General features: G+C 63.0%; 16 protein-coding genes and 1 pseudogene. 8 read left to right on the top strand and 9 right to left on the bottom strand.

Features of this window, described 5'->3' with window-relative positions:
* Positions 1 to 31 precede the first annotated feature (31 nt).
* From E4P82_RS15885 to E4P82_RS15875, 3 genes are all read right to left on the bottom strand, one after another.
* Positions 32 to 3055: an ATP-binding protein gene (locus E4P82_RS15885; protein ID WP_169249801.1), complete on the bottom strand. Its 3024-nt coding sequence runs from the start codon at positions 3053 to 3055 to the stop codon at positions 32 to 34.
* Positions 3056 to 3263: 208 nt separating this feature from the next.
* Entirely contained in the window at positions 3264 to 3650 is a 387-nt protein-coding gene (locus E4P82_RS15880) for a hypothetical protein (RefSeq protein WP_169249800.1), read from the bottom strand.
* Positions 3651 to 3764: 114 nt separating this feature from the next.
* Positions 3765 to 4310 carry a hypothetical protein gene (locus E4P82_RS15875; protein WP_169249799.1) on the bottom strand — a complete coding sequence of 182 codons (546 nt, stop codon included), beginning with the start codon at positions 4308 to 4310 and terminating at the stop codon, positions 3765 to 3767.
* Between the two features lie 88 nt (positions 4311 to 4398).
* Here E4P82_RS15875 and E4P82_RS15870 point away from each other — a divergent pair, with 88 nt between their 5' ends.
* The 6 genes from E4P82_RS15870 to E4P82_RS15845 all read left to right on the top strand — a co-directional run bounded on the left by E4P82_RS15870 (position 4399) and on the right by E4P82_RS15845 (position 10584).
* Positions 4399 to 5454, top strand: coding sequence for a hypothetical protein (locus E4P82_RS15870; protein ID WP_169249798.1), 1056 nt, complete (start codon positions 4399 to 4401; stop codon positions 5452 to 5454).
* A 10-nt stretch (positions 5455 to 5464) separates the two neighbouring features.
* The gene (locus tag E4P82_RS15865; protein ID WP_169249797.1) at positions 5465 to 5752 is read left to right on the top strand and encodes a hypothetical protein; all 288 of its coding nucleotides are present in this window, start codon (positions 5465 to 5467) and stop codon (positions 5750 to 5752) included.
* A 2098-nt stretch (positions 5753 to 7850) separates the two neighbouring features.
* Entirely contained in the window at positions 7851 to 8519 is a 669-nt protein-coding gene (gene parA, locus E4P82_RS15855; RefSeq protein ID WP_169249795.1) for a ParA family partition ATPase, read from the top strand.
* Positions 8520 to 8522: 3 nt separating this feature from the next.
* Complete coding sequence (locus tag E4P82_RS15850; protein WP_169249794.1) at positions 8523 to 9278, top strand: ParB/RepB/Spo0J family partition protein; 756 nt, start codon at positions 8523 to 8525, stop codon at positions 9276 to 9278.
* A complete protein-coding gene (locus E4P82_RS23775) occupies positions 9175 to 9450 on the top strand; it encodes a hypothetical protein (protein WP_420887129.1) in 276 nt (91 codons plus the stop codon). The genes E4P82_RS15850 and E4P82_RS23775 overlap by 104 nt, the downstream gene beginning before the upstream one ends.
* A 234-nt stretch (positions 9451 to 9684) precedes the next feature.
* A complete protein-coding gene (locus tag E4P82_RS15845; RefSeq protein ID WP_169249793.1) occupies positions 9685 to 10584 on the top strand; it encodes a ProQ/FINO family protein in 900 nt (299 codons plus the stop codon).
* Between the two features lie 112 nt (positions 10585 to 10696).
* On the opposite strand, the gene E4P82_RS15840 is transcribed toward E4P82_RS15845, so the two are convergent.
* The 4 genes from E4P82_RS15840 to E4P82_RS15825 all read right to left on the bottom strand — a co-directional run bounded on the left by E4P82_RS15840 (position 10697) and on the right by E4P82_RS15825 (position 17703).
* The gene (locus tag E4P82_RS15840; RefSeq protein ID WP_169249792.1) at positions 10697 to 11605 is read right to left on the bottom strand and encodes a CHAP domain-containing protein; all 909 of its coding nucleotides are present in this window, start codon (positions 11603 to 11605) and stop codon (positions 10697 to 10699) included.
* Between the two features lie 465 nt (positions 11606 to 12070).
* A complete protein-coding gene (locus E4P82_RS15835) occupies positions 12071 to 16666 on the bottom strand; it encodes an EAL domain-containing protein (protein WP_169249791.1) in 4596 nt (1531 codons plus the stop codon).
* A 45-nt stretch (positions 16667 to 16711) separates the two neighbouring features.
* The gene (locus tag E4P82_RS15830; RefSeq protein WP_169249790.1) at positions 16712 to 16924 is read right to left on the bottom strand and encodes a hypothetical protein; all 213 of its coding nucleotides are present in this window, start codon (positions 16922 to 16924) and stop codon (positions 16712 to 16714) included.
* Positions 16925 to 17220: 296 nt separating this feature from the next.
* A complete protein-coding gene (locus E4P82_RS15825) occupies positions 17221 to 17703 on the bottom strand; it encodes a thiol-disulfide oxidoreductase DCC family protein (protein WP_312915365.1) in 483 nt (160 codons plus the stop codon).
* A gap of 301 nt (positions 17704 to 18004) precedes the next feature.
* On the opposite strand from E4P82_RS15825, the gene E4P82_RS15820 reads away from it, so the two are divergent.
* Both E4P82_RS15820 and E4P82_RS15815 read left to right on the top strand, forming a co-directional pair.
* Positions 18005 to 19048 carry a S1C family serine protease gene (locus E4P82_RS15820; RefSeq protein ID WP_169249789.1) on the top strand — a complete coding sequence of 348 codons (1044 nt, stop codon included), beginning with the start codon at positions 18005 to 18007 and terminating at the stop codon, positions 19046 to 19048.
* Between the two features lie 57 nt (positions 19049 to 19105).
* Positions 19106 to 19960 (top strand): SDR family oxidoreductase, encoded by an 855-nt coding sequence (locus tag E4P82_RS15815; RefSeq protein ID WP_169249788.1) that lies wholly within the window; start codon positions 19106 to 19108, stop codon positions 19958 to 19960.
* A gap of 2 nt (positions 19961 to 19962) precedes the next feature.
* Here E4P82_RS15815 and E4P82_RS15810 read toward each other — a convergent pair whose 3' ends face one another.
* Both E4P82_RS15810 and E4P82_RS21510 read right to left on the bottom strand, forming a co-directional pair.
* Entirely contained in the window at positions 19963 to 20631 is a 669-nt protein-coding gene (locus tag E4P82_RS15810; protein ID WP_246327631.1) for a transposase, read from the bottom strand.
* Positions 20628 to 20834 (bottom strand): annotated as a pseudogene (locus E4P82_RS21510) (hypothetical protein); the annotation flags it as partial. The gene E4P82_RS15810 and the pseudogene E4P82_RS21510, both read right to left, overlap by 4 nt.

Genomic DNA, 20834 nt, shown 5'->3' with positions numbered 1-20834 from the left:
ATTTATATATAAAAAATAAACAATCGCCACTCTACCCGAATCCTTCCATCGCCTGACCCCCTACGATGTCCGGGTCCGGTGGCGCGTCCGCCCAGGACGGCGCCAGGGCGGCCACCTCCTCCACCAGTTGGGCGAGCACGGCCTCGCGGTCGAGCGTCCCGTCGCCGTGGTCCAGGCGGCGTTCCAGTTCGGCTTTGGCGCTCCCGCCCGGATAGGCCCGCGCCAGGGCGGCCCGCGCTGGGCGAGGTCCGAGCCGCCGGTAGAGCTGGGCGCGTATCCAGCAGTCTTCCGCCGTGGTGGACAGCGCCCACAACTCGACCGGACCGGTGGTGAGATAGAGCAGTTGCGCGAGGGTACCGCGCCGGGTTCGAAACACCCCCAGGAACGGCGCGCCGGCGGCGGTGGGACCGGTGCCGTAAGTCCGCAACGCGGCCAACGCGGCGGCCGACAGCGAAAACTTGGCGCGCACGGCCGCCGCCTGGTCGTCCGAGGAGTACTCCATGATGTGGATCGTCGTTGCCAGTTCGGCCATGTCGTCGGAAAAATCGCTCAAGATTTGACTCGCCACGGCGGTGTGGACGTTGGCTTTGCGGCCCTCCCGCATCCAGCGCACGATCTGCGCGTCGATGGCGGCGATACCACCGCAGCGGTGTTTCTCGTCCATGCAGAATTTGCGTGGGTACGCCCGCAGGCGTTCATGCCGGTCGCGGTGATGGGCGCGGTAGCGCTCGGGCGCTCGCTCGGTGGTGGACGCGTCCCAAAACACATCGTGACTGAGCACATGCATCGCCAGCAAATAGGCGATGGCGGTTTGCCGCTGACCGACGGGGGTCATGTCCCCGCACAGCGCGGCCACATCCAGGCCGACCACCCGCGCGTTGCCCAGGTCGAAGCGGGTCGGATAGGCCAGCATCGGCCATTCGCGGGTGGCCGCCGAGATCGCGCGGCTGAACCATTGCACCGGCGATTCCGCCGTCGCCTCCAACCGCATCGCGGCCCCGTACAGATGGGTGACTTGCGGTTCCTGGGCCACGACGACCAGATCGCTGAGCAAGGGCACCGCATAACGTTGCGCCCGGATCGCGGCGGGGATATCACCGACGTCAAACAGCGCATCCACCACCTCCCACCAGGTCGGCCGCTCCGGCAGGACGATCGCGTGGCGTTCGAGCGCGGCGGCGACGGCGGCGTCCTGGTGGACGCCGTACAACTTCGGCGCTTGATCGTCGCGATAATGCGCGTAGGCGCGATCCAGCGCCAGGCCCGCCGTTTCCGCCAGACCCTCCGGGGGCGCCGCCGCGCCCGGCGCCGTCGCCAATACGCTGAGCAAGGACACCAGAAAGGCCCGCTTTTGCGGCGGGGGAACCCGCAAGCCCAAGGGGGTATCCAGTGGATTGATTGCCCACTCCACCCGGTTTTGCGGCGCGTGGAATTGCGCCTCGTGGTGCCGCGCCGCCGGCAAGGCATCCCGCACCAGCGCAATCAAGCCCTCCGAGGACGGTCCGATGTCGATGATCCGAACAAAGGGCAGTTCCCGAAAACCGGGACTCAAGATCAACGCCAGATTGTTGAGCGCCATCGCCACCGATTTGCCCGAGCCGGGGCGGGCGAAATACAGCTCGTTCCAGGTCCCTTGCAACGGGGACCCCGGCTGATACGGAAACAGTTGGCCATCGCGGGACCGGTAAACCATCGCTCCGGCCGGCCACGGCGAGGCGGGCCGAAACAGCGGCAAGGATCGAATCACCTCGCGCAGTGGCGCCGCGTAGCGGGTGCCAATATGCAGCTGACTCAAGCCTGGCACGGTCGAGACCCAGGCTTTGACGGGATGACCGGTCACCTCGCGCACCGTGCACCCGCCCCAGGATTGCACATGCGCGGCCAAATGCGCCGTGCGCGCCCGCAGCGCCTCTCGGTGGGAACGGCCATGGGGCGGCGATTCATCCAGCGTCACCCAGGTTGTCAGCGCCATTTGCGCCAACACCCCGACCTGGCCTTCGTGGAGGTGCCGACGCAACGCCTGAACCGCCGCGTCGATCAAGCGGTTGGTGGTGCTGGCGAAGTACAGCAGGCTCGCCCAGCGATGCCGGGCCGCCAGCCACGCCTCGGCGCCGCCGCTCAAACGCATCAGGAAGCGCCAGGGGAGCCGCTGCTGGCGGACCCGGTCGAGCAACCGTTCGAAGCGTTGCACCTCGGTCAATTGCGGCAGATCGACATAAAACGGCTGATACAAGCGGTCGCCCACCCGGACCGTTCGGTCGTCCACGATCTCCAGTCCGCGTGGGATCAATTGTCCACCGAAGGCCGGAAACCAACAGCCCGCCTGGTCCAGAACCCCGTCCGGGCGCACGCGCGGGGCCGGCAGATTCGTGCCCGGTAGCAGCGGTTGCCAGTCCTTCGGCGTCCATGCCGGATCGATTTCCCGGCGGATCCACCGACACGCCGCCGCCACCGGCAGCGGCGCCAGCTCGAAGCCGGCCGCGCGCAGATCGTTGACCAGCGTTTGCACCAGCGAGCGGTGGGTGTCCGTCAAATACCGGTTGCACGCCAACGGATGTTGGTTATCGCGCGCCAGCCCCGGCGCGATGGGCATCCGCTTCACCGCCCGGCGCCGCTCGCGCGCCGCGAGCCGTCGGGTCGCGCGCGGCAAGCCGTCCGGGGTCGTCCAGATCACCAAATACACCGTTTCGGCGCAAGTGTACGCCGGCAAGTGCCGGACCCGCTCGGCGAAGACATCGCCCAAATCAAGGCCCGCGCGGTGCGCGGCGCGCGCCCCCGGGGTCAGCAGGGCCTCGATCGCGCCCGGCGTTTGCGCGGGATCGCTGGAAAAGACCACATCGACGACATGTCCCGCGTGGTGGGCCAATGCCGGGCCGAGCAAGGACAGCAGTTGCTCGGTCAACCGCGACAGTTCCTCCTCGCCCACCACCCGCAAATGGCCGCGCAGGTGGAGCACGCTCATCAAGCCCCCAGCCTTGGTGACAAAGCTCTCCTCGTCCTCGACGGTGGTCAAACTGGTCAACGCCTCGGCATCCAAGCCGCAGGTTTGGGTCATCAACTCTCGAAGCTCATTCAACCAACGAGGGCGCATGATCACTGCCTTCCACGCCGCGCGTGGGACGTCCTGGAACGGATGGGACGAAAAGCAGTAGGCGGCGACGCTGGAAGAACGCGGCCCAGGCCGGCGCGGTGAACGCCAGCCGCGTGCGCAGGCCGTCCAGTGCCGCCCCGAGCGCGGTTCGCGATCAAGGGATTCACCACCGTCAATTCCCAATGACCGTGGTGCCGCTGACCTGATTGGGGGTGGCATCCGTGCCGTAGAAGGTATCGCCGGTGTTTTTGAAGGTCTGCGGCAGGAACATCAGCCCCACGCAGACCACCGCCCAGCCGAGGGCATGGCCGATGGGGTGCTGATGGGGATTTTCGCGGTTGGCCTTGAACTTGTAGGCCGTCGCCGCGCCGGCCCCCATGCCGCCAACATAGGACAGGGCCGAGACCGCCTTGCCGAGATTCTCTCCCTGACTGGCGACGTGCGCGCCCAGGTCGCCAGCGGTTTTCGCCAGCGCTGGTTCCAGCCCCAAGAGCAGCGCCCCGGCTGCCACGGTCGTGATGGTGGCGAGCGATGTCCAAGCGAGTTTCGACTGCATCATTTCATCCCTCCGAAGTGGCTATTCGACATCTGGAAAACCATCAATTTCGTTGGATATAAATATTAACAATGAACTCCTTGATGATTGGAGTGGATCATTCATCGTCGGCCGACTTCAGGAACCGCCAGCGACGATCACGGTATTCAGCAGTTTTTCCAGTCCGAAGCTCTGGGCGATGGCCTGCACGGTGGCCACGATATTCATGCAGAACACACCCCCCACCAGATGGGCGAGGGCCTTGCCACCCAGACCGGGGTCATACACGCTTCGGCTGTGGGCTCGGTTCAACAGCACCGCGCCATACAGAAAGGCCCACAACCCAACCAGTTGGACAAAGCCGATCACGGTATCGAGCGCGATTTTCCCCTGGGCGCTGACCGCCGTTCCGGCGGAATAACTCAGGATCGTCGGCGAACCGAACAGCGTCTCCTGGCTGGTGGACACGGCGGTCGGCAGATACAAACAGGTCGCGCACAGGACCGCCCGGATCGCGATGCCGACGATGGTGGCCTGTCCGTCGAACCGCGCGCGGCGTTGCGCCATCACCACCGCCGAAACCCCAGCCCCCATCCCGATGAGGTAAGCCCACATCGTCAGGAGTTGGGTCAAGCCGGGGAAATTGGCCTGGAAAGCCTCCAAGAGCGAAACCGCGGTCGGCATGGGGAACTCCGTCGGGCTTGCAATTCAATAATGGCGTGTTATCTTTTTATATCAAAAATACTCCTCCGTGAAAAGGGCCGAAAGCCAAATGATTGCTCAACGCGCCTGGGCGCGGGTCGTTCGTCCGCTCCTACTCGCGGCGTCCGTGATGCTCGCCGCGAGCCCGTCGGTCGCCGCGCCACCGGTGGGTTGGTCCTTGGACCCCGAATCGACGACGGCGGTCGCGCCACGCGCGGCGGCTATCTCGGCCGCCGCCGGTACGGACACCGCCTCGGGGGACCCGGCCACCACGGGTCCCGGGGACCCGGCCGCCACCGATACAGGCACCGCCTCGGGGGGCGGTGACCCGTTGACGGCGTGCCCACCGGAAACGCCTTATCAGCTCAGCCCGACCTTGTGCGTCGACCAAACCCTCATCGATCAGATCGAGGCCGGATGGCAAGTCAACATCGATCCGGCCGGTAACGTCACGCTGATTCCCCCGCCCTTCTACAATCCCGACACCGGCCAATGGGGAAACTTCGATCCGGCGACGCAAGGGTGCGACCCCAACATCGCGGTGAAACTCAAGGAGGCCGCCCTGGCGGGCAGTCAACTGACTCGGGCCATCTCGGATCGGCAAATGGACTACCCGCAGACCGACCCCATCGAGATCGTCAACAACCCGCGCCAGGACGGGGCCGGCGGGGTGTGTACCATCGACATTTTCGCGTTCGATCTCGGGCGTTTGCTGGGCAGCACCTACGAACAAATCAGGAATTTGATCGATGCGCTCAGCCATCTGTCGGTCGATGCCCTGTTCGGAGCGGGGTGTCAAGTGGTGAACACGATCTTCGGCGACCTACAGCATCAGTTGCTCCAGGATTTGCTAAGCCATTCGCCGCTGACCGGGTTCCAGCAATTTCTCAATACCTTGCGGGTGGGCACCATCGCGCCGCTCACCTCGTTCACCCGCTACGGCAACGGCACGCGGGCCTCCACGGCGACGGTGCCGGGCATGGTGACGACGAACCCGCTCCAGGTCAGTTACGTGCCTGGCAAGGGCTACGTGTATGGGGTCGATCTGGGCGGGGGTAATGTACTGGTGGTCACGATTTCGCAAACGCCGTTGGTCCCGGCGGACGCAGTGGCTGCCACACGGTAGCGGTCATCCCATGCGCCCTTTCCCGCGACCGCCGCCCGTCGAGAACCCGGTCGTCCCGTGGATCAGCGGCGATCACACGGTGGCGGTGCATCTGGCGGACACACCGCGGCGGTCATTCACCGCCGGATTGCAACGCCTGGGTGGCGATCCACAGGCCACGGATCTCGTCGCGGTATTGGCGCGGTTGGATGATTGCGCGCGGGTGGTATTTGCCCGCTATAATGGCAAGAATGACCGAACACCCGATGCGGACGGTACTGAACGATCCGCACCCATACAGAGGGTTGACGACACCTAAAAACGCAATAGTGCTCACCCAAAAACCGAGAAACCCCCGCGTTTGGCGCGCGAGGGTTCCAGGGGAAGCTTGAAAGTTGCCGGCCAAAGATCCGCTAAGGACGACAATCAGTAATAGAATCGACCTATTTCTGATTATAGCGGACCGGTTGGGACTTGCAAGACCTCCTCCGAGGGTTATTTGTCTTTTTAACCAGGGGAGTCTTATGAACAACACCCAGATTCGCGATCCGCGTGCCTCCCTTCGCGGGACGGCGGTGCGCCGTCCTCGACGGCTCAGCGAACCGCCCGGCCGCGTGCCGCAGTAACGACCTGACCGACCGATCCCTCGGCCTCGGCCCCGGCTCGCCTCCCTAGCTTAGGCGGCCCCGGTCCGACCCGAACCTGTCCCGGCCATGTCGCCTGGCTTGCCCTCCGTGCCCCCACCCGGCGCCCTTGCGGCGCCGGCGGCCGCGTGCGGCCCGCCCTTTCCGAGCGCGCGCCCGGACCGATTGGCGACCGCCCTCGCCGGGGTGGTCACCGTCGCCGGCAACCGCTGCGGGCACGACCCGGCCACCCCGCGCTGGTTCGAACCGCCGCCCCCAGCACGCCGCCCGGCCCAAGATCCTCCTGCAACTCCAGGAACGGGTCCGGGCCTACTTCGACGACCCCCAAGGTCCTACCCAGCCTCAACGCCGCCAACGGCTCNCCCCGGCAACAGCGCAGCGAGCGGCGGGAAGCCTGCCTGGATCTCTTGGGCGCGCTGGTGCACTACCTCGACCTAGCCACCCTGCGGGTGGGGATTCCTCAAGCCGACGGCTCGACCCAAGGGCTATCGCTGGCGTTTCTGGCCGAAAGAGCCGGCCTCGGCCGACGCCGGGCCGAGCGGGCCTGCCGCGACCTGCGCCGCGCCGGGCTGGTCACCGTCCACCCGCGCACCCAATCGACCGGCGACGACCACTACCGGGGTCTACCAGCCATTCGCGGCGTGCCCGAAGCCCTCTTCCAAGTCTTTGGCCTCAGCAAATGGCTCCAGCATGAGCGGGACAAAGCGGTTAAGCGCCATCGGCGCCATCGGCGCCGGCACGAGGCCGCCGCCACGGCGGCCGAGCAAGGTCGGCGCGCCCTGAATGGAGACGCCGCCCGCCTGCGCGCTGAAGCCGCCGCCCCGGCGGCACCCGCCGAGGCGGCCATGGACACCGCGCGGCGCGACACCGCCCACGCCGCGCTCGGCGCGCTATTGGGCCGGCTGCGAGGGCGACCGCCCGACTGAAGCGGGGCGTCCCCGCCTCGCCACCACCTCACCCTCCGCCACCCCTTCAATCCCCTCGGGGCCAAGCCCACGCGGCCTCGCGTCGGCCGTCCACCGTTCCCCCTCCTCCTCCGCCGGCCGATTCCCTGCCGAGCGGATCAAGCGAGCGGTTTCCAGCGCTGAATCGGACCCCTGACGACCCACCACGGCTCGCCGCAATCAAATTGTCGTTCATTAAGTGTCGAATATTTTTAAAATAACTGTCGAGTACCGTGCGGAACCATCCCCAAGCCCTCCATTAGTGTCGGATATCCCCACCGTTAGGTGGTGGTGCTGTTACTCAGTAGCTTCTTTCAGAACCCTTGATTCAAAAACCTTCAAACCGCAACCCTTGACCTTGAACAAAACCCTAGCTGGCTGGTGTCAGTCGATTTTCAATAGTATCCAACGCTGACGAGAAACGGGTGCGCGAGCTCCAGAGTTTTGAGTACCATGATGAGGAGATGTGCGAACGCTCCCGAGCATAGACCATGAGTAAACTCAATCACCGTGTCAATTAAGACCAGCTTGAAGCCGTTGGTAACTAGGCTGGAGGCGATGCTACGAACCCTAGCCAGCGCGGTTGTCGGTCCCACGCCCAGTCCAACATCAATCCGATCAGCGCCATCCCGTGGCTTGACCCATAGGCGCACTCGACAGGTTTCCCCCGTTCAAGTTTCAGTCATTCCGCGCTTTGTTGCCCCTGCACACCTTCAGCGTGGTGATCATAAAATTGATGTAATCTTGGTCACTAACTTTGGGTAGATTCATCCCGATCTTTTGCTCGGCGCAAGGCAACTGTGTAACTCTTAAATAAATGGATAACTTCATGGCTCATGTTATTGCCATCCTAAATCCCAAAGGTGGGACAGGCAAAACCACGCTTTCCATCAATCTTGCTCGCGCCTTTCAGCGAAGTGGTTTCCGTGTGCTGATCGTTGATTCCGATCCGCAGGGTACTGCCCGAGATTGGAGTCAAGCTAGTCAGGAGCACCACCCAGAAGCCGGTATGCCTAGTGTCGTCGGTCTGGATCGGCCTACCCTTGACAAGGAAATCCCAGCCATCAGCGACGCTTTCGACCTAGTCATCATCGATGGGGCCGCCAAACTACATCAGATGACCGCCTCGGCGTTGAGAGTAGCGGATACCGTACTGATTCCTGTGCAAACATCCTCGCCGGACATTTGGTCGGCCATGGACTTAGTGGACGTCATCAAGGTTCGACAAAGTGTTACCGCTGGTAAACCCAGAGCCGCTTTCATTGTCAGTCGCCAGACTCCAGGTACCCGGCTGGCTGCTGATATCGACCGGGCACTTCAGGAGCACGAATTGCCAGTGCTGGCGGCTCGTACCTGCAACCGCGTTGCCTACATGGAGACCATCAGTGGGGGCATAACGGTTCTGGATCAACATCCATCCACAGCAGCCGCCCAGGAAATATTAGAAATCATGGAGGAACTCCAGTCTTTCTCGAATCTGAGCAATTCTCAGGAGTGAAATATGGCCAGGAAAGCATCAACCCCACTAATCAGCGTCAAACGGGCACGGAACTCGCCCTACCACACTGACTTCGAGAGCTTGAAAGAGGAGGTAGTGACCCAGGCTCATGCGTTTGGCAACCCAGATCTTGTTACCCAATTGCCACCTGATCGGCTACACCGAGGGCGATTCCAGCCACGCAACCCAGTAGATGATGCCGCGCTTGACGAGCTAACCGCCAGCATCCGGGAGCTAGGTATTCTCGAACCGTTGATTGTCCGGCCGCTTGCGGGAAAAACCGATGACTATGAGATTCTCGCGGGTGATCGACGCTGGCGTGCCGCACAGAAGGCTGGGATGAATCGTGTTCCTGTCATCGTCCACGATGTTGACGACCGCACAGCAACGGCCATTGCTTTGGTTGAGAATCTGCAGCGGGAGGATCTCAATCCTATGGAAGAAGCTTTTGCATTCCGTTCTCTAATGGATAACTTCAACCTGACCCAGGCTCAGGTAAGTGAGCTGGTAGGTAAATCTGAATCTACGGTGAGCAAGGCTGTTGGCCTGCTCAAGCTACCCGAAACTATTCAGCAATTGCTTCAAAGTAAGGTGCTCGAAGCCGGTCACGGCAAGGTATTGTTGAATCTGCCGCGCGCTGAGCAACTGGCGCTCGCTGAGCAAGCGGTGGAACGGGGGTGGTCGGTACGGGAACTCGAACGGCAAAAAAAACCGACTGACCACAAAATCTCGTCGTCGCGGTTGCAATCTTCAGGATAGACGCAGTCCCGATATCCAGCACTTAGAAATGCGACTGGGAGAATGGTTATGTGCACCGGTCCGACTTAAGCCTGATCGAAAAGGTGGTGGGAAGATTGAGATCGGCTATTCCAATGCTATGGAATGCGAGAGCGTTCTAGAACGATTCGGTTTCAAACTTGATGGCGTTTAATCTTACAAAATCATAATGTTATCTAATACTTGCCACGTGGCAAGTTCAGATATCGGTCGAGGATTATGCTTTGTTCTCGTTGGATCAAGATGGCTACCAAACGCCATTGTGTTGTAGTTACTGAGCAACTTTTCGAGGTTCCTGGTGAACGCGTGTAAGCCAACAACTTCAACTTAGCGCCACTATCGCCATGACTGTCCACACTTTCAATCGATGGGACCGTTGGAACTTCCCATGACCGACCCAAGTCCCGTTGTTACCAATCCCACGCCGCTCACGCTCACGTCGGCGCCCACGCTGCCGGCGCTGATCGAAACCTACCCGGCCTGTTTCGATGGCGAGAACCCCCGGCCGCTCAAGCTCGGCATCCACCAGGACCTGATGGCGGCTGGCTTCGAGAAAGCCGCCGTCAAACGGGCGCTGGCACGTTACTGCAACCGACCGCGCTACCGGAAAGCGCTGTGCGCGGGTGCGATCCGCATCGATTTACAAGGCCAGCCGGCGGGCGTGGTCACGGCGGCCGAAGCCGAAACCGCCCGGCCGACCTCGCCGCCTGGACCGCCCGGAAAGCCGGCCAACCGGCACCCTCGTGCCCCGCTACATCCCCCCTTACCCGCCAACGACACCCCCTTGCCCCAGGAAGCCCTCGTGCCCGGACGTCTCGAACTCACCGTCAAGTTTTCCGAGTTGCCGCAACCGCTGCCCGTCCAAGGTGGCCTGAAGATCGGTATCCAGACTGGGGAGGGGATCGTCACCGCGATCCTGCCGCCCAAGATTTGGCGCAAGCTGGAACAGGCGGCGAAGGACTATCCCCAATGGATCGCGGCCCTGAGCGGGTCGCTGGCGCGGTTCGCGGATGGGGAGATCGCTCTCCAGCATCCGAGCGTGCAGGTGTTCGAGCGGAAAGTCCGACCCGAGCCGGCGGCGGAGGGGAAGAGGCCAGACTCAAACGGACCGGTAGTCGAAGCGCCGGAACCGAAGGTACCGGAAGTCAACGCATCGGCAAGGAAAAAGCCGGAGGAAAAGGCGTCGGCGGTGAAGGCCCCCGACCGGCAGACACCGAATGCGCCACCCTCGGCGCCGCCCTATCCCAAACTGCGCCTGAAGAGGCGCGGCCCATCCGAGGCGGGCTGAAGAGACCCCACGCGGCGTGGGGAAGGCTGGAACGGCGGCGTCACCAGTGACGCTCGACGAGCAGCAGCATCCTTGATCGAGGGTCGGGCCAGCGGGTATTTGGGATACCCGGTCAACGATCCGCCAGTGGATACAACCAGCCGGCGATGCGGCCACCTTCGGCGTTCCGATGGACGGTCGGCGACACGTCCAGCAGGGTATATCGCCCACCGACCTCGAACAGCCGGATCTGGCGGGCGAAGGCATGTGGATCCTGCCAAGGCTGGTTGTCGTAGTTCTCTTCCGCCAGGGACACGATCCCCTGTTCCCGATCCACCGCCACCACCACGGCGACGTGGCCATGACGCCATTCGGGATCGGCCCGGTCGGGGTAATACACCACCAAATCCCCTCGCCGAGGCGGGCGCCGGGCGGTACCGTTGATCGAGCGAGCCAAGGGGAACGGTTGCTGGGTTTGCAGGTTTTGCCCTTCGGTGAGGTACAGAATCTCGTGGGCGCTGTCGATACTGCCGAAGGTGATCCCGAGGTTTTTCATCCACCACTTGCGGGCATACTCAACGCACTGATACGTCACGCCGATGTATTGGAGTTGATCTTGCTTGGGATCGTCCGCATGCACCGAGACAACACCCGAGGTGCGATCAAGAAAAGAATACTCCGGTCGAATGCAGGTCGAGACGCAGTTGGAGCGGCCTTCCGCCCCGTCGGCGACCCCCAGCACGGTGCCAAAAGGCGTCACGCAGGGACCGGCGCAGGCCAGCTTGCCTTCGGCGAACAGCCGAGCGCTGTCCACCTTCGTAAACGCCGGTGGTTTGGGCAGCAACCCAAAACCGTCGGTGTGCGGTAAATCCACCCCGACCGCAGTGGAGGGTTCCGGCGCGGTCGCGATGTCAAGCGCGGTATCCGCGCCCGTCCGGGCGAGCGCTGACCCGATCGATAAGGCCAGCCCGAGACTGAGCACCAGTGCCACACCCGTTGGGTGGAACCGGCGCTCAGCGCCGATCCGTGAGAGCCACGTCATCGTTGATCCTCCTGAGCGGTTTGCTGAAAGCCTCGGTGAAGCGCTCGCCCGCGATCCACGCCGGAAAGGCCAACGTCTCCCGAGAAGCCACTGTGGAATAGGATAGTCGCGCCGAACCCGAAAGGAGCGGGGAGTTCATCGAGCCGGCGACGACTTGAGCGCGGTTTTGCGAACGCGCGTCGCAACGGCGCATTCTTACCGCCGTCAGCCCGGGCGGAATGAACGTCACGGGCCGAGACGCGGGTTTCGATCATCACCGGCAACGGCCGGTCAGCGCCTCGAAACTCCTCGGGGGCTAGCGCGTAAGGAAGTTCGGGTTTGGCGTCGAGCGAGCTGAAGCGGATCGGCCTCCGGGCAGCGAACAAACCGGGGATCGCCGGTCCGGGTATGAACCCGCGATTCCCGTCGCGCCCACCCGCCCCACCGACCCCGGACGGTGGTCTGGGGGGCACACCGCTGAACCGATCAGACTGCGTCGATACGCAGCCGATTTTCCTCCAGCCACCCGACAAACGCATCGGCCGCCAAGGGCGGCGTGACTAGATAACCCTGGCAGGCATCGCAACCTATTTCACCCAGGAACTCTAGTTGCCGCTCCGTTTCCACGCCTTCGGCCACAACCCGCAAATTCTGGCTCTTGCCAAGCGCGACGACCGCTTTGGCGATGGCGCCATCGCTCTTTCCGCCCGCGATATCACCCACAAAGGCGCGATCGATCTTGATGGTGTTTACGGGAACATGGCGCAAAGATGCGAGAGTCGCGTAGCCGGTGCCGAAATCGTCGATGGTGAGTGTCAAGCCGAGTTGCCTGAGCGTCGGCAGAATTCGGTCGAACGCCCCCCTATCCAGGAAGCAGCTTTCGGTAATTTCAAGATCAATCGCTCCGGCCGGTACTTGGTACCGCGCGAGCGCCTGCTCTAGGACGACCAGAAAGCCTTCATCCATGCATTGACGGGCCGACACGTTGATCGAGAGTCGCGGCACCCGCAAGGATTGTGTGCGCCAACCGGCGAGATGAGCACAGGCGAGATCGATGACATGCCTGCCGACCTGAACGATGAGACCAGACAACTCGGCGATCGGCAAGAAGCTCTCGGGCAGGAGCACGCCTCTTCCCGGCGCACGCCAGCGGAGAAGGGCCTCGGTACCGACGATGCGCCGCGAATCGATCTCCATGATGGGCTGGAAGTAGAGTTCCAGTTCGTTGGCGTCCATGGCTCGACGCAACGCGCTTTCGATGGAGACTCGTTGCTGTACGGCCTTGGTCAGCGCGGGGGTATAGAAGTGGACGATGTTGCCACCTCGTTCCTTGGCGCGATACATGGCCGTATCCGCATTGCGAATAAGCACCGATGCATTTTCACCGTCGGCGGGAAAAAGGCTGACGCCAACGCTGACGCCCAACACCAGCTCGCGCCCGCCCACCACGAAGGGCGCGCGTAGTCCTTCGATAATCTTCTCCGATACCAAGGCCGCGTTCCACGGCTCCGCGATTTCCTCAAGGAGTACCCCAAATTCGTCCCCACCGAGCCGCGCCAGTAGATCTTCCACGCGCACGCATGCCTGGAGGCGGTCGGCGGCGAGTTCCAACACGCGGTCCCCCACTTCGTGCCCGAAACTGTCGTTCACATGCTTGAAGCCGTCCAGATCCAGGTACAGGAGCGCGACCAGCCGTTTCTGGCGTTCCGCGCGAGCCAGTGCGTGAGCCACGCGCTCGTGGAACATGACGCGGTTGGCGAGACCGCTCAGGGGGTCGTGATGCGCCAGGAATTCCAGCCGCTTTTCGGCCTCCTTGACGGTGCTGATATCGGCAAACACGGCCACGGATCCACGCACGTCGCCCTCGCCTGGATCGATCACGTCAATGGTCATCCAGGCCGCGAAGACCTCGCCACTCTTGCGTCGCAGCCAAATCTCGCCACGCCAGTCCCTGTTCGTTTTCACCGATTCCCTGGCGAGGTTGGATGGTTCCGGCGCCAGACGATCGGATAGTAAAAACTCCCAATGTTCGCCGATGCACTGGCTCGGGGAATACTCGGTCATGGTTTCGAAAGCAGGATTGACCATGGTGAAGCAGCCGTTCTCGTCCAGTATGGCGGCCGCCTCGGTTGTATTACGAAACACCACGTTGGCCGCGCTCAAACGTCGTTCGACCTTCTTGCGCTCGGTCATGTCGTGGATCAGAAAGTAGAAACCCACGACCGTGCCCTCATCGGTCAACTCGGGCACGCAGGTCGCGTTCACATCACGCTCGCCGAGACGATGATGGGTCAGGCAGGTGGCGAATTCGATGGTCTTACCGCTCATGGCTTCTTCGAGCCGAGGGCACAGGCTCTCGTAGGCGGCGACGCCGAAGACCTGGCATAGGGGTTCGCCGAGTAGGGTTTCCTTCCGCAGATTGAACCAACGTTCGTAAGTCCCGTTCACGAAGCGGAAACGATGTTGCAGATCGATGTGAGCGATCAGGACCGGTAGCGCGTCGGTGATGATGCGTAACTGCCGTTCTCGGGTTTCCGCTTCGGCATAGGCGGCCTTGATCTCGGTGATGTCGGAAAAAGTGATCACGACCCCGTCAATGCGGTTGTCCGTGGTGCGGTAGGGTAGGACGCGCATCAAGAATGCGTGGCCATCATCGCCGCGCACTTCTTCCCGCAGCGGTTTAAGATCGCGCAGAACACGCTGGCACAGATCGGGCAAGCTGCCATTTCTAAAGCGCTGGGCCACATCCGCGATGAGTCTGCCGTGATCCGTCTCGATCAGGGCAAACATGCGCGTCGCCAAAGGCGTGTAGCGCCGCACGCGCAAATCGGCATCCAGGAAGAGGGTGGCAATGTCCGTGCTGGAAAGCAGATTGGCGAGATCGTTGTTGGCCGTTTCGAGTTCGTGGACTTTGTCGAGCAACTGATTGTTAACGGTGGACAATTCTTCGTTGAGGGATTGCAGTTCTTCCTTGGAAGTCTCCAGCTCCTCGTTGGTGGACTGCAGCTCCTCGTTCATGGACATCGCTTCTTCGTTGGCCGCCTTGAGTTCCTCGTTGGCGGTTTCCACCTCTTCGATGGTGGTTTGCAAGTCCTCGCGGGTGGCCTTGAGTTCGTACTCTAATTGTTTGACCAGCACTTCTTCGCCGATCCCCACCGTGCTGGCGGGCTTCGCGTCCTTTTCATCGTCGAAACACACCAGAAAAGTCCCTTCGGTCTCGTCCACCGGCCACACCTTCAGGTGTACCTCACGGCTGTCGCCCGAATCGCGCAGGGTGATCCGATGGGCTTCCATCACCGCTTTGTCCCGCATGGCTTTCTGCAGGGTGGCCCGCAGGGTGGCGCGCAGCCCTTCGCGGGCCAGGGCCACCACCTGATGAGTCGCCGTCCCCCTGGGCATTTCCAGATAATGGGAAGTCGCGCCATGAAAAAACAGTGCCTCACCCGCCCGATTCACGAGCACCGCCGCGGGGGCATATTCCGCAAGCAGCTTCTCTTCGACGCGCTCGCCAAGCCGGCGTCCCAGGGGTGTTTTCACGCGCCCACCGGTATCACGCGACGAGAGGGTGGCGGCGTTGTCGCTCATCACGGGGTAATAGTCTGGACCACGGGCGTCGGGCGGCACGTTGAGCCGGCGGTAGATGCGCCATTTCTTCGAGATGATTCGAAACATATCAGTGCGCTGACCGATGGTTTCGGAATTGCCCAGGAACAGGTAACTCTTTTCCCGCAGCGCGAAATGGAACAAGCGGATGATCTTAGCCTGGACCTCGTTGTCTAGGTAGATCAACAAATTGCGGCAACTGATGAAGTCGAGACGGGAAAAAGGCGGATCAGTAATGAGATTCTGCGCCGCGAACACCACGGCTTCCCGCACCGACTTCTTCACACTGACGTGGTCACCATCGCGCGTGAAGAACTGGCGCAGATAGTCGTTCGGAAGTTCCGTCGCGGCCGAAACGGGATAAATTCCGGCTCGGGCCACTTCGAGCGCCTCGGTATCGATGTCCGTGGCGAAAATCTGCAAGCCTATTGGTTTTCCGCTGCGTCGGATGGCTTCCATGAACAGCATGGCCAGAGAATACGCCTCCTCGCCACTGGCGCAGCCGGGTATCCACAGCCGGATCGGCTCTTCCAGTCGGACCCGTTCCACCAGGGCGGGCACGACCTGTGCCGCCAGCATCTCGAACGCTTGGGGTTCCCGGAAAAAACTGGTCACGCTGATCAGTAGATCGCGCACCAGCTTGCGAACCTCGTCCTCCGAGGCGCACAGCAGATCCAAATATTCGCGCATGCTTTCGAGGGTCGCCAAACTCATGCGACGCGCGATGCGGCGACCGAGCGTGCCTTTCTTGTAGTGACGGAAATCGTGGCCGGTTCGGGTCCGGATAACGGCAATCACGGAGCTCAGGTCGTCTCGCGGTTCGACGATTTTGGCTTCCGCCAGCAGCTCGCCGCGCACGTAAGGATGCCGCACATACCGCACGAGCGCTTGCGGCATGTTCTCCACCGCCAGGCGGTAATCCACCAGTCCGGTGGCCAGGGCACTATGCGGCATGCCCCCGTACTGGGCGGTGGCCGGCTCCTGGACCATGGTCATGCCACCGCGCCCCTTGATTTCGCGCAAACCCAGGGTGCCATCGCTGCCCGTGCCGGAAAGAATCACGCAGATGGCCTTCTCGCCCAACTCCTCGGCCAGGGAGCGCAAAAAGTGATCGATGGGCATGCGCATGCCACGCCGTTCGGTGGGCGGGCTCAAGTGCAGAACCCCGTCTTGCATGGACAGATAATGATTCGGGGGAATCACGTACACGTGATTCGGCGTCACGTGCAATCCATCCACAGCTTGCGCGACGGACATGGCGGTATATTTGGCCAGTAAATCCGCCATGAGGCTTTCGTGATTGGGATCCAGGTGCTGGACGAGCACGAAGGCGAGTCCCGTTTCCGGCGGCATTGCCGTAAAAAATTGCTTGAGCGCTTCCAGTCCACCCGCCGACGCGCCGATGCCGACCACGGGAAAACCATGGATCAAGCCCAAGCTCTCACTGGGTTGGGTTATGCCGACCTCAACAGTCATCATCCCTCCTCCTCTTGCGCGTTTCGCGGCTTTGGGTAGGCAAAATCGTCACGAAAGCCCGGCCCGCACGACCGCCGGCAACTCGCGGATTCGCTCAAAACAGCATTGAAGGGATTGACGCTCGATCACCGGCATATCCTTGGTGTCGACCCCCTTCGTCGGTGTTCGGCCGGCATCCAGGTCGTCAATTTGTTGGCACAGCAGCCAGCCTTGTAAACGAGACCGCACCGCGTCAAGCCGATCGCGCACGGCGGGGGTCATGACGCCGGCCGAGCAAGCGCAGGTCGACATCGATCAGTTAGAGTTTGGATCGGCAAGGCCAAACGACGATCCACCCGGAGCAACGAGATGAAACGCGAGCGTTGGTGGAAACCGTGGAAAAGGCGCATGTGGTGCCACCGAGATCGCCGATATGAGTCTGGCCGCGAAGCCCGAAGAACGCCAGTTCGCCGGTGAACGCCGGTTCGTCGGTCCGACCGGGGCATCGCGGCGCCAAACCTGCCCAGAATTTCGTCGTTCGGTGTTCGCGTCGACTCGCGTTGTTCTCGGCATTCGCCTTATTGCACACGCCGGCCCTGGCGCAGCCGACGGTCGACGCTCCTGTGGTAGAGCCGCGCCAGCCACGGCCGGTTCCAGGGCCGGCCGATCAGCCAGGCCAGTGGTTTCAGCCAGGGAATCCGGTTCAACAGCAAGATATAGGCATCCAGCTCGGAGCGGATGCGGCGCCGCTCGTCCAGGACGTGCAGTTCGGTCAACGCCCGGCGTGGATCGATCCCGAGCGCGCGCAGCTGCTCGTCCTGGCCGGTGATGTCGAACCAGCAAACCGGTGCGCCGGCCCGGCCCGCCCACGTTTCGTAGCGCTCCCGGTCGCGGACGCAATGCGGACAGGCGCCGTCGTAAAACACGGTGATTTCGTGCTCGGTTTCACTCATGGTCTTGCCCTCCAAAGCGCGGGCGCGTTCGGCCAGGACCGCCGCCACCCAGGGCACGTCCTGGTCCAAGGTGACCAGCCACCCGAATCTGGAGCCATACGGCGCCACCGGCACTCACCCGATGGTTGCTTGAACTTCCTCATCTTAAAAAGATAGCTTGTTTGGGGTGACACTCGCCGTTCCGAACTCGACATCCTCGCGCCAAAGCGGAACGATGCCGTCCCACCCTGTCGTCGCGATGGTCGGAAGTCGACCCACGACGACGTCTTTCCCGATGACCCCGCCTCGCCACCGCTGGATTGCGCGGCGGGCGCTGACCAAACCGAGAGAACGCAGCTGTCACCTGGTTTCACCGGGCGGCCTTGAAACCGCCGCCGCCGGACCCCATAACCGGGCTGGAGGTATCGCCATGCATCGACTGACTCGACCCGCCTTACGCCCGATCGCCGCGCCCGAAGCCGCGAATCTCGACAGCAGGCACTTCCCGAACCCGCCAGAACCGGACGACCGAACCCTGCTGGACGCCTATTCCTGGGCTGTGATCGGCGCGGTGGAGCGGGTCGGGCCGGCCGTGGTCCGCGTCGATGGGGGCCGGAAAGCCTCGACCGAACGGGAGTCGGCAGGACTCGGTTCGGGGGTGATTGTCGCGCCGGACGGTTACCTGCTCACCAACGCCCATGTGGTGGCGGGTTTGAAAACGCCCCAGGTCGGGCTGGCCGACGGCCGGCGCGCCGCCGCCACTGTGGTGGGAACCGATCCGATCACCGATCTGGCGGTGCTGCGCGCCGCCGCCACCGATTTGCCCTACGCTGAACTGGGCGATTCGGCGCGGCTACGGATTGGACAACTGATTATCGCCATCGGCAATCCCTTGGGCTTTGACGCCACGGTATCCGCCGGCGTGCTCAGCGCGCTGGCGCGGGCCTGGCGCGGTCGCGAGGGACGCTTGCTCGAACCCATCCTCCAGCACACCGCGCCGCTCAATCCCGGCAACTCGGGCGGCCCCCTGGTGGACTCGGGCGGCCGGGTCGTCGGCATCAACACCGCCATCATCGCCGGCGCCCAGGGGATCGGTTTCGCCGTGCCGGGCAACACCGCCGCCTGGGTGCTGTCGCAATTGCTTGCCCACGGCCGCGTGCGCCGGGCCGCGCTGGGCATCGCCGGCCACGACCGGCGTCTGGACCGGCGGCGGGTCCGCCATTTCGGACTGGCCGCCGACACGGCGGTGGCCGTGGTCGAGGTGACGCCCGATGGACCGGCGAGCCGAGCGAAGCTGCGACCGGGCGATTTCATCGTCGCCCTCGACGGGAAACCGGTGCGAGGCATCGACGACTTGCAGCGCGTCCTGGCTGAGTGCCCCCTCGGCACGCCGGTGCGGCTGACCGTGTTGCGGGGCGTGACCCGTCTCGATATTTCGGCGCTGCCGGTCGAGGCGACTTCCGGTCGAGAGTAAGGGATCGATGCCGCGCCGCTGCCTCCGAAAACCGACCCTGGTAACCGTTGACCGCGCATGCACGGCAAAACGGTATTGATCACCGGCGGCACCGCCGGTCTGGGCCAAGCCACGGCCATCGCCCTGGCCCGCCAGGGCGCCTCCGTCGTCATCACCGCCCGCGACGAGGCACGCGGACGCGCGGCGGTCGAGGCCATCAACCAACGGGCGAACGCGGCGCCGGTTCGACTGATCCTTTTGGATTTGGCGAGCTTCGCGTCGGTGCGCGGCGCGGCCGAACGGTTTCTTAGCGAGCATCCGCGTCTCGACGTGCTGATCAACAACGCCGGGGTGTTCGCCGCGCGCCTGGAACAAACACGGGAAGGCTTCGAGTTGCAGTTCGGGGTCAACCATCTGGGACCGTTCCTGCTGTCTCATCTGCTGTTGCCCGCCCTGGAAGCGGCTCCCGCACCCCGGCTCGTCAACGTCGCCTCGCGGGCACATTACGCCGGTCGAATCGATTTTGACGACCTGCGTGGCGAAAAACACCCGTATCGCGGCTGGCGCGCTTACGCCCGGTCGAAACTGGCCAACGTGCTCTTCACGCGCGAGTGGAACCGACGGTTTCCCGGCATTCCGGCCAACTGCCTACATCCAGGTACGTTGCGGACCACGATCGGCAACAAGCACAGTCCCTGGTACGTCTCGTTGACCTGGTCACTGGTCAAGCCCTTTCTGACCTCGCCCGAACGTGGCGCGGCGACCGTCGTGTACTTGGCCAGTTCCTCGATGGTCGCCGGAATCGGGGGGCGCTATTTCGATCCCTGGCAGCGTGAGCGCCGCCCCTCTCCCCTGGCCTTGGATGACGACTTGGCCCGGCGCCTTTGGGAGGTGAGCGAGCGGCTGATGACGGAGGGGGGGCTAATGAGATAGGCTCAATGTGGATTCCAGACTGTTGAGGATGGCTCGCCCCGCCGGCGAGCGGGGGCTAGTGGGTCACTTGCTTTGCTTGTGGCCATACCATCCGTCCCTTGATGCGGAATCGGTTGGCGAGTCATGGCTCCGGAACCGCTTAGACGATAGCGCCGTTCTCGCGCCTGTTGGCGGCGAAGCGCCCGCTTACCGCCCCAAACGAAGGGGGTTGGCGCCGCGTTCCAGCCGCGCGCCACGGCTTCCAGCCACTGGATGAGTTGTTCGGGACCCGCAGGGTGCTGTCCGGCCAAGGCACGACTCACCAAAACCCGCTGGATGGATTCGGCCATATTCAACCCACTGCCACTGATGGGTGTGTACAGCGGCATGATGCCGTGCGCCATCAGCCAGCACACGAATGCCACGCTCTTATGGCCGCTGAGATTATCCAGGATCAGCAACAACCGTAAGGGTGGCAACACCTCCAGTAGGGTGAAGCGGACCGAGAGACCCTCCTGCCAGTGGGTCCAGGCGGCGCGATTCGCTGCCGCATCGGGTACTTCGTCCAGTGGTGGTAGCACCGCCACAATCGCGGTTAATTCCCGCTCAAGCCAAGGATGCAACACCGTATTGGGGCTGTGGGTGACGCCCTTCACCCGTACCTCCCCGGTCACGGGATGAAACAAGGTCAAGAGCTTGGCGGTTCCACCCCGAATAGACTCGTGCGGGTAGCGGATCGGTTCGCCAACTGGCCGCAACTGGCGCCAGGCCGCGGAATCGCTGGATACGGCCCTGCTTCATCGGCACACCACACGGCTAACCCCAACCGGCTCCCCTCTCGATAAGCCGGTTCGATGAGTTTTTTTTTCGCCTCGGCATCCGGATCGGTCACGGT

Origin of the sequence: Candidatus Competibacter phosphatis (genome assembly GCF_012939995.1) — a bacterium.
Lineage (GTDB): Bacteria > Pseudomonadota > Gammaproteobacteria > Competibacterales > Competibacteraceae > Competibacter > Competibacter phosphatis.
Note: the sequence above shows the minus strand (reverse complement) of the source record. Positions and strands in the feature narration are given on the sequence as shown.

Excerpts from the sequence above, each read along its gene's own strand:
- E4P82_RS15885 (WP_169249801.1), bottom strand. The coding sequence starts at position 3,055 with ATGACCCAAACCTGCGGCTTGGATGCCGAGGCGTTGACCAGTTTGACC.
- E4P82_RS15880 (WP_169249800.1), bottom strand. The coding sequence starts at position 3,650 with ATGATGCAGTCGAAACTCGCTTGGACATCGCTCGCCACCATCACGACC.
- E4P82_RS15875 (WP_169249799.1), bottom strand. The coding sequence starts at position 4,310 with ATGCCGACCGCGGTTTCGCTCTTGGAGGCTTTCCAGGCCAATTTCCCC.
- E4P82_RS15870 (WP_169249798.1), top strand. The coding sequence starts at position 4,399 with ATGATTGCTCAACGCGCCTGGGCGCGGGTCGTTCGTCCGCTCCTACTC.
- E4P82_RS15865 (WP_169249797.1), top strand. The coding sequence starts at position 5,465 with ATGCGCCCTTTCCCGCGACCGCCGCCCGTCGAGAACCCGGTCGTCCCG.
- parA (WP_169249795.1), top strand. The coding sequence starts at position 7,851 with ATGGCTCATGTTATTGCCATCCTAAATCCCAAAGGTGGGACAGGCAAA.
- E4P82_RS15850 (WP_169249794.1), top strand. The coding sequence starts at position 8,523 with ATGGCCAGGAAAGCATCAACCCCACTAATCAGCGTCAAACGGGCACGG.
- E4P82_RS15845 (WP_169249793.1), top strand. The coding sequence starts at position 9,685 with ATGACCGACCCAAGTCCCGTTGTTACCAATCCCACGCCGCTCACGCTC.
- E4P82_RS15840 (WP_169249792.1), bottom strand. The coding sequence starts at position 11,605 with ATGACGTGGCTCTCACGGATCGGCGCTGAGCGCCGGTTCCACCCAACG.
- E4P82_RS15835 (WP_169249791.1), bottom strand. The coding sequence starts at position 16,666 with ATGATGACTGTTGAGGTCGGCATAACCCAACCCAGTGAGAGCTTGGGC.
- E4P82_RS15830 (WP_169249790.1), bottom strand. The coding sequence starts at position 16,924 with ATGACCCCCGCCGTGCGCGATCGGCTTGACGCGGTGCGGTCTCGTTTA.
- E4P82_RS15820 (WP_169249789.1), top strand. The coding sequence starts at position 18,005 with ATGCATCGACTGACTCGACCCGCCTTACGCCCGATCGCCGCGCCCGAA.
- E4P82_RS15815 (WP_169249788.1), top strand. The coding sequence starts at position 19,106 with ATGCACGGCAAAACGGTATTGATCACCGGCGGCACCGCCGGTCTGGGC.